The organism is Rhizobium sp. M10 (assembly GCF_002531955.1).
Classification (GTDB): domain Bacteria; phylum Pseudomonadota; class Alphaproteobacteria; order Rhizobiales; family Rhizobiaceae; genus Rhizobium; species Rhizobium etli_C.
The window spans coordinates 38439-51537 of record NZ_NWTA01000005.1 but is presented as its reverse complement, the minus strand read 5'-3'; the positions used below and the strand labels follow the sequence as shown (position 1 = coordinate 51537).

Genomic DNA, 13099 nt, shown 5'->3' with positions numbered 1-13099 from the left:
CCATGTTTCCGCTTCTGAAAACACGGCCAAAGGCGCGCAAGCCGGCTCCGCCCGAAACGCGAACGCTTGATGTCGCCGGCCGGCTGATGCCTCTCACCATCAAGCATCATGAACAGGCGACGCGCATTACGCTGCGCATCGAGCCGGGCGGCCGGGCCTTGAAGATGACGGTTCCGAAAGGGCTTGCACCACGCGAGGTCAATGCCTTCCTTGACCGTCACCAAGGCTGGCTGCTCACCAAGCTTGCCAAATTCTCGACCGATGGCGGCCTGCGCGATGGCGGCAAGATTCTCTTGCGCGGCGTTTCCCATCGGATCGAACATTCCGGCAGCCTGCGCGGACTGACGGAAGCGGTCTTGGCGGAGAACGGACCGGTCCTGCGCGTCAGCGGCATGCCGGAGCATATGGGGCGGCGTGTCGCGGCGTTTCTCAAGAAGGAGGCGCGCACCGATCTCGAGAAACTGGCAGCGATGCATGCCGCAACCATCCGGGCGCCGATCCGCTCGATCTCGATGAAGGATACCCGCAGCCGCTGGGGTTCCTGCTCGTCGGAGGGAAATTTGAGTTTTTCCTGGCGGATCGTCATGGCGCCGCCTGCGGTGATCGATTATCTTGCGGCTCATGAGGTCGCCCATCTCAAGGAGATGAACCACGGGCCGCGCTTCTGGGCGTTGTGTAAAAAGCTTTGCCCCGGGATGGAGGAGGCGAAAGCCTGGCTGAAGCGGCATGGCAGCCAGCTGCACGCCATTGATTTTGATTAGTCGAAAGCCGCGCTAAATACAGCTTCCCATGCAAATTGGCTCGACTCTTGCCGCATTTCGTGTCACTTCGCTGCCATGAAACCGGATATCAAAATCTGTGGCTTGAAGACGCCGGAAGCGATTGATCGCGCGCTGAAACGCGGCGCGACCCATATCGGTTTTATCTTCTTTGAAAAGAGTCCGCGCTACATCGAGCCGGACCTGGCGGCAAAACTTGCCGAGCCGGCGCGTGGCAAGGCGAAGATCGTCGCCGTCGTCGTCGATCCCACCAATGACGAGCTGGACGAGATCGTCTCGCTGTTGAAGCCGGATATTCTGCAGCTCCACGGCAACGAAAGCCCCGAACACGTGCTGACTATAAAGGCGCTCTATGGCTTGCCGGTCATGAAGGTCTTTTCGGTGCGCACGGCCGACGATCTGAAGCGGGTCGAGGCCTATATCGGTATCGCCGACCGTTTCCTGTTCGATGCGAAAGCGCCGAAGGGTTCCGAACTGCCGGGTGGCAACGGTATTTCCTTCGACTGGAGCCTTCTCGGTTGGATCGACGAGAGCATCGACTACATGCTTTCCGGCGGCCTGAACAAGAACAATGTCGCGGATGCGCTTGTGAAGACCAAGGCGCGTGGTATCGACGTCTCCTCGGGTGTCGAAACCGAGCCCGGCGTAAAAAGCGTTGCATTGATCGATGAATTTTTCGATGCGGTCGAAAAGGCGGATGCGCCTGTCATGGCCTCAGGGAGTTGAGAGTGAACGAGACGCCTAAACCGAATTCCTTCCGTTCCGGGCCTGACGAAGACGGCCGCTTCGGCATTTACGGCGGTCGTTTCGTTGCCGAAACATTGATGCCGCTGATCCTCGACCTGCAGGACGAGTGGAACAAGGCGAAGACCGATCCGGTCTTTCAGGCTGAATTGAAGCATCTCGGCGCGCACTACATCGGCCGCCCGAGCCCGCTTTATTTCGCCGAGCGGCTGACGGCCGAACTCGGCGGCGCGAAGATCTATTTCAAGCGCGAAGAGCTGAACCACACCGGTTCGCACAAGATCAACAATTGCATCGGCCAGATCCTGCTCGCCAAGCGCATGGGCAAGACCCGCATCATCGCCGAAACCGGCGCCGGCCAGCACGGTGTCGCCTCCGCCACCGTTGCCGCCCGCTTCGGCCTTCCCTGCGTCGTCTACATGGGCGCCACCGACGTCGAACGTCAGGCGCCGAACGTTTTCCGCATGAAGCTGCTCGGCGCCGAAGTGAAGCCGGTGACGGCAGGCAGCGGCACGCTGAAAGACGCCATGAACGAGGCGCTCCGCGATTGGGTGACCAATGTCGAGGATACCTATTACCTGATCGGCACGGCGGCCGGCCCGCATCCCTATCCGGAGATGGTCCGTGACTTCCAGTCGGTGATCGGCACGGAGGCGAAAGAGCAGATGCTGGCGGCCGAAGGCCGTCTGCCGGATCTCGTCGTCGCTGCCGTCGGAGGCGGCTCAAATGCGATCGGCATCTTCCACCCCTTCCTCGACGATTCCTCCGTCAAGATCGTCGGTGTCGAAGCCGGCGGCAAGGGCCTGCAGGGCGATGAACATTGCGCCTCGATCACTGCCGGCACGCCGGGCGTGCTGCACGGCAACCGCACCTATCTGCTGCAGGACGGTGACGGCCAGATCAAGGAAGGCCACTCGATTTCGGCCGGTCTCGATTATCCCGGCATCGGCCCGGAACATTCGTGGCTCAGCGATATCGGCCGCGTCGATTATGTGCCGATCATGGATCACGAAGCGCTCGAAGCCTTCCAGACCCTGACCCGCCTCGAAGGCATCATCCCGGCGCTCGAGGCCGCGCATGCGATTGCCGAGGTGATCAAGCGCGCGCCGACGATGGGCAAGGACGAGATCATCCTGATGAACCTCTCCGGCCGCGGCGACAAGGATATCTTCACCGTCGGCAAGATTCTGGGAATGGGACTGTAAGACATGACCGCACGCATGGACAAACGCTTTGCCGAGCTGAAGGCCGAGGGCCGTCCGGCGCTTGTGACCTATTTCATGGGCGGCGATCCCGACTACGATACTTCTCTCGGCATCATGAAGGCGCTGCCGGAGGCGGGTTCCGACATCATCGAGCTCGGCATGCCCTTTTCCGATCCGATGGCTGACGGCCCGGCGATTCAGCTGGCCGGCCAGCGCGCCCTGAAGGGCGGCCAGACGCTGAAGAAGACGCTGCAGCTGGCCGCCGATTTCCGCAAGACCGACGATGCGACGCCGATCGTGATGATGGGCTATTACAATCCGATCTACATCTACGGCGTCGAAAAATTCCTTGATGATGCGCTCGCCGCCGGCATCGACGGCCTGATCGTCGTCGACCTGCCGCCCGAGATGGATGACGAACTCTGCATTCCGGCGATCCGCAAGGGCATCAATTTCATCCGCCTGGCAACGCCGACCACCGACGAGAAGCGCCTGCCGACAGTGTTGAAGAATACCTCGGGCTTCGTCTACTACGTCTCGATGAACGGCATCACCGGTTCGGCGCTGCCCGATCCGTCGCTGGTTTCGGGCGCCGTCCAGCGCATCAAGCAGCATACCGAGCTGCCCGTCTGCGTCGGCTTCGGCGTCAAGACGGCGGAACATGCCAAGGTCATCGGCGGTTCGGCCGACGGCGTCGTCGTCGGCACCGCCATCGTCAATCAGGTCGCCACCAGCCTGACCAAGGACGGCAAGGCCACGGCGGACACGGTTCAGGCGGTCGCAACGCTGGTGCGCGGCCTCTCATCAGGAACCCGTTCGGCGCGCCTTGTTGCTGCCGAATAGTTTTCCCACATTGGCACTTGTCAATCAGGAGTATTCGAGTTGAACTGGATCACCAACTACGTTCGCCCGCGGATCAATTCCATGCTGGGCCGTCGCGAAGTGCCGGAGAACCTCTGGATCAAGTGCCCGGAAACGGGTGAAATGGTCTTTCATAAGGATCTCGAATCCAACAAATGGGTCATTCCGGCATCCGGTTATCACATGAAGATGCCGGCCAAGGCGCGTTTGGCCGATCTCTTCGACAATGGCGAATATGAATCGCTGCCGCAGCCGAAGGTCGCCCAGGACCCGCTGAAGTTCCGCGATTCCAAGAAATATATCGATCGCCTGCGCGACAGCCGGCTGAAGACCGAACAGGAGGACACGATCCTTGCCGGTCTCGGCAAGGTGCGGGGGCTGAAGCTCGTCGCCGTCGTGCACGAGTTCAACTTTATCGGCGGTTCGCTCGGCATTGCCGCCGGCGAGGCGATCGTCAAGGCGTTCGAACGTGCGACGTTGGAAAAGTGCCCGCTGGTAATGTTCCCCGCCTCCGGCGGCGCGCGCATGCAGGAAGGCATTCTCTCGCTGATGCAGCTGCCGCGTACGACGGTCGCCGTCGACCTGCTGAAGGAATCCGGCCAGCCCTATGTTGTCGTGCTGACCAACCCGACGACCGGCGGCGTGACCGCCTCCTACGCCATGCTCGGAGATATCCATCTGGCCGAGCCCGGCGCCGAAATCGGCTTTGCCGGCAAGCGCGTCATTGAGCAGACGCTGCGTGAGAAGCTGCCGGAGGGCTTCCAGACCTCCGAATATCTGCTGGAACATGGTATGGTCGACATGGTCGTCAAGCGTCACGATATTCCGGAAACCCTGGCGCGCCTGCTGAAGATCCTGACGAAGAAGCCCGTCTCGGCGGCCAATGACATGAATGGCGGCGCCATCGCTCTGGCGGCGAGCGCCTGATAACCGACAAGCAGGCGGGGTGCCGAATTGATACCCAGAGGCCAAACCGCGGTGAGTGAGGCAGCGCAAGAGATCGAAAAACTCATGGGATTGCATCCCAAGGGGTTCGATCTGTCGCTCGATCGCATCACTCGTCTTCTCGATCAACTCGGCAATCCGCACAGGAAATTGCCGCCGGTGATCCATGTCGCCGGCACCAACGGCAAGGGGTCTGTCACCGCCTTCTGCCGGGCTTTGCTCGAAGCCGGCGGCTACAGCGCCCATGTTCACACCTCGCCGCATCTCGTCAATTGGCATGAGCGTTATCGCATCGGTGTGGCGGGCGGACGCGGACAGCTCGTCGATGATGCCGTGTTTGCAGAGGCCGTGCGCCGTGTTGCCGATGCCAATGCCGGTCAGCACATCACCGTCTTCGAGATCCTGACGGCGGTCACCTTCATTCTGTTTTCCGAGCATCCGGCCGACGCGGCGATCATCGAAGTCGGTCTCGGCGGCCGGTTCGATGCCACCAATGTCATTTCCGATCCGGCTGTTTCGGTGATCATGCCGATCTCGCTCGATCACCAGCCCTATCTCGGCGACAGGGTCGAGCTGATCGCGGCTGAAAAGGCCGGCATCATGAAGCCGGGATTGCCTGTCGTCATCGGCCACCAGGAATATGACGCCGCACTCGATGTCCTGATGTCGACGGCCGAGCGGCTGCATTGCCCGAGCGCCGTTTTCGGGCAGGATTTCATGGCGCATGAGGAATATGGCCGGCTCGTTTATCAGGACGAATACGGGCTTGCCGACCTGCCGCTGCCGCGCCTTCCCGGCCGCCATCAATATGCCAATGCCGCTGCCGCTATCCGCGCCGTCAAGGCTGCGGGTTTCACCGTCACCGAGACGATGATGGAAAAGGCGATGAATTCGGTCGAATGGCCCGGCCGGCTGCAGCGTCTGGGCGATGGTCGGCTGCTGCAGCATGCGCCCGCCGGCGCCGAGATCTGGGTCGATGGCGGGCATAATCCCGGTGCCGGCGAAGTGATCGCCGAAGCCATGGCCAATTTCGAGGAACGCCAGTCTCGGCCGCTGTTCCTGATCATCGGCATGATCAACACCAAGGATCCGGTCGGCTATTTCAAGGCCTTCGCCGGGCTGGTCGAGAAGGTTTTCTGCGTGCCGATCCGCGGCAGCGATGCAATGATCGATCCGGTGATCTTGTCGAATGCTGCCTATGATGCCGGTTTGGTTGCCGAACCGATGTCGACGGTCGGCGAGGCGCTCGAAGCCATAAAAGCCGTTACCGATCCACAGGCGCTGCCGCCGCGCATCCTCGTCGGCGGTTCTCTCTACCTCGTCGGCGACGTGCTTTCCGACAACGGCACGCCGCCGAAATGAGCGCAGTGCATTAGAAAAGCCCGGTCGACGCCGGGCTTTTCGTCAATCTGATAATCAGAATATATCAATCAGGCAGCGTTCGAAATCCAGTTCGAAAGCGCGGTCTTCGGCTTGGCGCCGACCGAGATATCGGCGACTTCGCCGCCTTTGAAGATTGCAAGGGTCGGAATGGAGCGCACGCCGAACTGCGCGGCAAGCTCCGGATTCTCGTCGATATTCAGCTTGGCCACCTTGACCTTGCCTTTCATCTCGACGGCGATTTCTTCGAGGCTCGGAGCAATCATCTTGCACGGGCCGCACCATTCAGCCCAAAAATCGACGACGACGGGTTCTGCGGATTCCAGGACTTCCGACTGGAAGTTATTGATATCGACTTTCACGGTAGCCATGGGCTGCTCCTTTGGAGGAATTGGGTGTTGAACCACATGTGATGGTGCGGTGCCGAATTTTCAATGTCCGGTATTTCACTTTGTCTTCAGTCCTGCAAGCGCCAAACCAAGCGCCTTTTCGCTCAGCGTGTAGAGCGAGGCATTCTCGGTATAGACGAGCATGCAGTCGATGCGCTTGCCGGGATAGAGCGGCGCCAGGATCTCGCGATAGATCGCCAGCTGGGCCCGGTGCGCGAAGGGGATGGTCTCCTCGGTCGCCGGCGGCACCCGATTGGTTTTGTAATCGAGAATGACGACGCGATCGGCAAGGACGGCCAGCCGGTCGATGCGGCCGGAAACGGCATAGCGTCTGCCGTCGAGCATCAATGTCCCCATGATCGAGACCTCAGGCCGGGCCTGCTCCCCGAGGACGGGCTGCAAGTCCTTCTCGTCCAATAGTTTCAGAACCGAATCGACCAGCTTGCGCCGTTCGGCCTCCGGCCAGAAACGGGCCGCCCGTTCGCCGTAACGCTGCGCCGCACCGGGCCGCTCCTCCGGCGGAATATCGGGAAGCGCCTGCAGCATGCGATGCAGCAGCCTGCCTTTCTCCAGCGAGCGATCGCTGCGTGGCTTCTCGGAAAAGAGCGGCGAAGCGACAACCAGGCCGCCTTCGTCTTCGTCGATGATCGTCCCGGCGCCGGAAGGGCTGAGGGGCCGGGGCAGTTCCGCCTGTGGCGGCAATGGCTGCAGCAGGCCCGCAGGCAATGCCTCTTCGTTGTCGCGCGCCTCGCTGCGGCTGATACGCTCGAAGCGCCGCTCCACCCGCGGCACGCGCCATCGGATGCCCGGCCATTCCCCGTCGGGGTCGGAGAAGCTGGCCGCCTCCACATGCGGATGGCCTTCGCTGAGCGCGGTGGAAATCATCATATGCCAGCTGTCGTTGTTGGCGCGCACGCCGCGATAGCCGCAGACGACCAGCCGGTCGGCGGCCCGCGTCATGGCGACATAGAGCAGCCGGCGATACTCCTCCTCGGCCAGTATCTGGATTCGCGCTCCATCGTTCTGCGTCAGCGAATTGGCGAGGTCGGCGACGGGAACCCAGGCGGGCATCGGCGGTTCGTCCGGGTCTGTTTCGATCAGGCGAAGCTTCGGCAGATGCGTATGCGTGAAGGCCTTGGAGCCGCCGTCGACCAGGAAAACGATCGGTGCTTCAAGACCCTTTGAGGCATGCACGGTCATGATCCTGACCTCGTTGCGCCCCTTGTCCTGCTCGCGTTTCACCTCGGGTGCTTCGAGCTCGAGCGTCGAGACGAAGGATTGCAGCCCGGGAAGGCCGGCGCTCTCATGGTCGAGGGTGAAGGTCAGGAATTCGTCGAGGATATCGCTGACTTCGGTGCCGAGGCGGGCAAGAAACTGCCGCCGTCCGCCGTGGCTGCCCAGCAGGCGCGCATAGAAATCATGCACCGAAAGGTTTTTCGACTGCCGGAGGAACAGTTCCAGCTTTTCGACCGCCGCGCGGAAACGCTCATTACCGTCGGCGGCGAATTTCTTGAGATGGCTCCAGACGCTCTCATTGTCGCCCCGCAGTGCCGCGGCTGCAAAGATGTCCTCCTCGGAGAGATCGAAAAGCGGGCTCTTGAGCACGGCGGCGAGCGAAAGGTCGTCTTGCGGCAGGAGCAGGAAGCGGCCGAGTGCGAGCAGATCCTGCACGGCGATATGGCTGGTCAGCACCAGCCTGTCGGCGCCGGCGACGGGAATGTCGCCGCGACGCTTCAAGGCGCGCGTCAACGCGTTGACGAAGGCGTCGCGCTTGCGCACCAGCACAAGAATATCGCCGGCCTCGATCAACCGCTCCTTGCCTTTGTCGACGATCGTTTCACGGCCGACCAGCGCGCCGATCGAATGGGCGATCCGTCGCGCCAGGATTGCGGCCGGCGCGCTTTCCGGCGTCGCATCGAAGGGCGCCGTCCAATCCTCTTCCTTCACCACCGCTTCCGGCGCGACCATTTCCCAGAGGTCGACGGCGCCGGGATGTCCGATGCGGCTGGAACGATGCACGACCGGCTCGCCGACGGCGCTGAGGCCGCGCGCATTGTCGGCTGTCCTGAAAATCTCGTCGACGGCCTCGAGCACGTCGGCGGTCGAGCGGAAGGAGAGCGGCAACCGCACGGAAGAAAAGCTCTGGCCGCTGTCGGAGACTCGCCGCCGCGTCCGGTCGCTCTCTTCGGAAAAACGCTCGGGCCGCGCCCCCTGAAAAGAATAGATCGACTGTTTCTCGTCGCCGACGGCAAACAGCGTGCGCACGATCGGCCGGGCGCTCTCGCCGGAGAAGAAATCCTCGGCGAGCGACTGGATGACGCTCCATTGGATCGGACTGGTATCCTGCGCCTCGTCGACGAGGATATGATCGATACCGCGGTCGAGCTTGTAATGGATCCAGGGACCGACGCCGCTCTTCGTCAACAGGTCGGCGGTGCGGGTGATCAGGTCCTCGAAATCGAGTTGGCTGCGCTGCTTCTTCAATTCCTCGTAATCGTGATTCAGCCGGTCGGCGAGCACGAGCGCGGCCTGCGTGGCGCCATGCATCCGCATCAGTTTCAGCCGGTCGCGGCTTGCCGCGACATGCGCGCGGGCGGCGGCGACGGCCTCGGTTAATTGCGGGGCTTCGGCAAGCATGGCCTTGACCAGGAACTGCGAATCCGTTTTCGGCTCGCCCTTGGCCGTCAGGAAAATTTTCTCGAGCATCGCGGCGCGTCTGGCGTCATCCGGCTCCCGGCCGGCGAGTCTGAGGCCATAGGCAACCTCCTGCGCCTTGGCGCCGCCCTTTTGGTCGGCCAGCGACAGATAAAGTTCCAGCGTGCCGCCCGAAAGTCCCGGCAGCGGCCAATATTGCGCCGCGATCCCTTTCTCGGTGTCACCGGCGGCGAGACCGAGCCTTTTGCGCAGGACCACGTCCACGCCGCCCTGCTGTTCGGCCGCGGCGGTGAAACGGCGGATGGCGTTGCGGTTGGCGACAATGTCGCCGAGCAGGTTCTCCAGGCCGGATTCGTCGCCGAGATTGAGCACGGAAGCGAAAGCCTCTGCAAGGGCGCTTCCTTCTTCCGGCGCGGTCGCCGTCAGCAGCGCCCGGCGTGCATCGGAAAGCAGCGCCGCGGCGGCGCGATCGTCGAGAACGGAGAAATGCCCGGCGACATTGGCCTCCAGCGGGAACTGATGCAGCAGCGCCTCGCAAAAGGCGTGGATCGTCTGGATCTTCAAGCCCCCCGGCGTCTCCAGCGCCTTGGCAAACAGCCGCCGGGCCTCGGCCAGTTTTATCCGGTCGGGCGCCGTACCTTCGATCTGCATGATCCGCCGGCTGAGATCGTCATCGTCAAGCACCACCCAGTCGGCCAGCCGTTCGAAGACGCGGTTCGACATTTCCGAAGCCGCGGCCTTGGTGTAGGTGAGGCAGAGAATGGCCGAAGGCCGCGCGCCGGCGAGCAGAAGCCGGATGACGCGCTGGGTTAGGACATGCGTCTTGCCGGAACCGGCATTGGCCGAAACCCATGCCGAGCGCACCGGGTCGGAGGCGATCGCCTGCTGGATGGTGGTCCAGCCGATCCAGGCCCCGGGATCGTCGCTATCAGGAAGGTCGCTCACCTCACTCATCGCCGCCACCTTCCTCATTCTCGGCCGTCGACCATTCGGAGACGCGGGCGAGATGATCGTAGTCGCCGCCGAAATCAAATTGCTGTGCCGGAATGAGCCGCGAGGTAAAGCCCTTTTCGCCGGATTGTAGCAAGCTGACGAACTTGACCAGCTGGTCGACCGATTCCTCGGCAAGGTCGATCGCCGATTTCGCCTTGTCGCTGCGGGCGGCGTTTTCATTGTTGACCATATCGACCTGGAACCGGCTTCCGGGACGCAGGCGGACATAGAGAAGATCCTGCGGCGTCAGGCTGCCGGCATCGCGAAAGGCGCCGGCGCGCAAGGCCGCGGCTTCCAGCGCGAGCTGCGGATCGAGAAGCGCGCGTGCCTGCGCCGGCGAGGGGTTGTAGCCGGTCTTGTAGTCGATGATATCGGCGGCGTTCGGCCCGGTGATGTCGATCCGGTCGGCGACACCGTTGAGCCGGATATTGATCGCCTCCAGCTCCACGCCGCCGCGCACCTCCGTCAGTGTCCGGCGGATGGCTGGCCGTCGTCCGGCCTCCCATTCGAGGAAGGCGCGCGCCACTTCGCGAAAGCGCGGCCGCCAGACGGCATCGATATGCGGCGGCAGCTTTTCCATGTCGAACAGCTCGGTCAGAATCTGCTCCATCGCCGCTGCCGCCTCCGGCGTGCCGGCGACATGGGCCGCGCGGATGAACCGGTCGATGATCGTGTGATAAAGCGTACCGCGTTCGGCTGCTCCGGGATCGCGATTGAACGCGTCGACCGGATCGAGCCGCAGGATGCGGCGGGCATAGATGGCATAGGGATCGCGGCGTAGCCGTCCGACCTCGCTGAAGGAATAGGATTTCGGCTGCAGCGCCAGCGGCGGTTTCGGCGAGGGCCGCTGCGCCGGCGCCTGGCTCTCTCCACGATCGATGAGGCCGGCCCATTGCAGGAACCGGGTGCCGCGCCCCTTGAGTTCCGCTTCGAACGCCTCCCCGCCCAGCGCCAGCAGCCGCTGCAGCCAGCGCGAGGCGACCGTCGGCGTCGAGCCCTGGCGCAGCGCCCTGGAATAGATCAGGTGGCAGGTGCCGTTCGCCATCTCGAAATCATGCGCCAGCTGGCCGATGCGCCGCTCCGGCGGTTCTAGCCCGATCTCCGTCTTCATCATTCGCGGAATGAAGGGGTTGTTGGCGCTCTGCCCGGGCCATGAGCCTTCGTTCAGCCCGCCGAGGATCAGCGTATCGACGCTCTGCAGCCGGGCTTCCAGCGTGCCGAAGATGAACAACCTGGGATGGCTGAGCGCCCGTGGTTTCACCGCATGGCCGGCGGCGAGCGCGGCCATGATGTCGATCCATTGCGGCCCGTCGGCCTCCATCTGCCCGTCCGTGTCGATCACTTCGCCGAGAAGGGAGGCAAGCGCGTCCCCCGCCTCGTTCGACCAGAGATCGGCAAGATTGCCCTGCGGATCGGCCGCGACCGCTTCGAGAGCGCGACCGGTTCGCTCGGCCCATTCGGACAGCGTGAAACTCGCTGTCTTGCCGCGATCTTCGGGCCGGTGCCGGAAGAGCGCAGAGGCGAGAGGCTCGGTCGCCCGGGTAATCCGGCGGGCAAGCTCGGATGCGGCATTGGCGGCGTCGGCGGGAAGCGCCTTTCGCCATTGCGGTGCGTGCCGGTCCAGGGCCTGTTCGGCAAGCTGATGGGTCAGAAGCACCTCAAGCGTGCTGATATCCACCTCGGTCACGCCGCCGCGCAACGCCAGCAGCTCGAGCGCCTCGGTGGCGGAAATCAGGGTGTCGCGTTCAAGGCCGAAGCGGGCCAGGGGATGTTTGAGCAGAGCGACGGTCGCGACCGGATCACCCGGCCGCAGTGCCGCCTCCAGCAGCAATTGCAGAAGCGTGCCTTGCGGCGTGGCCGAAAGCGGCGTGCCGGCCGAATCATCGGCGAGGATGCCGAAGCGGGAAAGCTCCGCCATCACCCGACGGGCGAGGTTGCGGTCCGGCGTGATCAGGGCTGCCCGGCTCTCGCCGTCCTGCCCCGGCCGTTCCAGCGCCAGTCTGAGCGCGACGGCAATCGCGGTTGCTTCCTCGCGCTCGTTGGCGGCTTCGATCAGCGCAACGTCGTTGAAGGCCGAAGTCAGCGCTCCCGCGGGCAGCTCGCTCTTCCATGTTCCCCAGTCGCTGGTCGCCTCTGCCGGGGCAAGCGCCCGGGACAGGATTTCGGCGCGCCGGTCAAGATCGGCCCCCGGTCTGTCAAGGATGCTGACATCGGCCCGTGTCAGCCTTAGCCTCTTCAGCAGCGACGACAGCCCGTATTGCGGATGGCTCCGGCTTGCGGGATTGGCATGCTGGCCCGGCGCCGGTTCCGGCGCGACCATCTGCCAATGTCCTTCGGGCATGGCGAGATCGAGGCCTGGAAGCACGATGACGCCTTCGGGCAGATCGGCGACGGCAGCAATCAGATCGGCGGTTGCCGGAACCGAACCCGTCGACCCGGCGATGATGACCGGCCCGCTAGGTTTTGCCGCCGAAAGCCGGGCCGCTTCGGCCCTGAGAATGGCGTTTCTGTGCCGCGCCGGCGACGATTTGCCCAGTTCGGAAAGCCGCGCCGGCCAGAAGGCGCTGGCGATCTGCAGAAACTCCGCGGTCAGCTGCCACCAGGCGGCATAGTCGCCGGTATCGAGCTTCGACAGTTCCGACCAGTCGAGATCCTCGGTTTCGATGGAATCGATCAGCTCGGCGAGGTTGCGGGCAAGCCAGATCGCGTCCGCCGGGCTTGCCGGCGCAACGAGCGGCGAGTCCGAATGAATATGGCGGACGATCTCCGGCAGTTTGTTGCGCCAGGCAAGGATCAGGCGCGCCAGTTCGAGCAGCCGCGCAGTATTCGACAGCGGCTGGGCGAGGTCGATCGTCGCCGGCAGCGCCTCGTCGAAATAGCCGCTGTCATCGTCGGTTTCGCCGAGGGGGCGGATGACAGGCAGGATCGCCGACCGGCCGCCGAGCAGATCGACGAATTCCGAGCGCAGCACACGCACGGCGCGCCGGGTCGGCAGGTAGATGGTTACTCTGGCGAGCGACAGCGGGTCGTCGGCGTCATGCCGGAAAAGCGGCGTCAACCGGCCGTCGCAAAGTGTCGTCGCCAGGGTTTTCAGGAAGGGAAGGCCCGCCGGGATCGTCAGGATTCGTGGCTGGTGCCGCTCCCTCAT

The 13099-nt window shown here is 63.4% G+C and carries 9 protein-coding genes; 6 read left to right on the top strand and 3 right to left on the bottom strand.

The genetic code is table 11. The features are described 5' to 3' along the window. The first annotated feature begins 2 nt into the window (after window positions 1–2). From CO671_RS09845 to CO671_RS09820, 6 genes are all read left to right on the top strand, one after another. Window positions 3–761 carry a SprT family zinc-dependent metalloprotease gene (locus tag CO671_RS09845; protein WP_097605780.1) on the top strand — a complete coding sequence of 253 codons (759 nt, stop codon included), beginning with the start codon at window positions 3–5 and terminating at the stop codon, window positions 759–761. 75 nt (window positions 762–836) lie between these two features. After that, window positions 837–1505 carry a phosphoribosylanthranilate isomerase gene (locus CO671_RS09840; protein WP_097605779.1) on the top strand — a complete coding sequence of 223 codons (669 nt, stop codon included), beginning with the start codon at window positions 837–839 and terminating at the stop codon, window positions 1503–1505. Window positions 1506–1507: 2 nt separating this feature from the next. After that, complete coding sequence (gene trpB, locus CO671_RS09835) at window positions 1508–2728, top strand: tryptophan synthase subunit beta (protein WP_097605778.1); 1221 nt, start codon at window positions 1508–1510, stop codon at window positions 2726–2728. A gap of 3 nt (window positions 2729–2731) precedes the next feature. Beyond that, a complete protein-coding gene (trpA, locus tag CO671_RS09830; protein WP_097605777.1) occupies window positions 2732–3571 on the top strand; it encodes a tryptophan synthase subunit alpha in 840 nt (279 codons plus the stop codon). Window positions 3572–3610: 39 nt separating this feature from the next. After that, window positions 3611–4516, top strand: coding sequence for an acetyl-CoA carboxylase, carboxyltransferase subunit beta (accD, locus tag CO671_RS09825; RefSeq protein WP_097605776.1), 906 nt, complete (start codon window positions 3611–3613; stop codon window positions 4514–4516). A 27-nt stretch (window positions 4517–4543) separates the two neighbouring features. Further along, on the top strand, window positions 4544–5896 hold the full coding sequence (locus CO671_RS09820; RefSeq protein WP_170964956.1) for a folylpolyglutamate synthase/dihydrofolate synthase family protein: 1353 nt from the start codon (window positions 4544–4546) through the stop codon (window positions 5894–5896). A 68-nt stretch (window positions 5897–5964) separates the two neighbouring features. Here CO671_RS09820 and trxA read toward each other — a convergent pair whose 3' ends face one another. The 3 genes from trxA to addB all read right to left on the bottom strand — a co-directional run bounded on the left by trxA (window position 5965) and on the right by addB (window position 13099). After that, entirely contained in the window at window positions 5965–6285 is a 321-nt protein-coding gene (trxA, locus tag CO671_RS09815) for a thioredoxin (RefSeq protein WP_097605774.1), read from the bottom strand. A gap of 75 nt (window positions 6286–6360) precedes the next feature. Beyond that, window positions 6361–9912 (bottom strand): double-strand break repair helicase AddA, encoded by a 3552-nt coding sequence (gene addA / locus CO671_RS09810; protein WP_097605984.1) that lies wholly within the window; start codon window positions 9910–9912, stop codon window positions 6361–6363. Then, window positions 9905–13099, bottom strand: coding sequence for a double-strand break repair protein AddB (gene addB, locus CO671_RS09805; RefSeq protein ID WP_097605773.1), 3195 nt, complete (start codon window positions 13097–13099; stop codon window positions 9905–9907). The genes addA and addB overlap by 8 nt, the downstream gene beginning before the upstream one ends.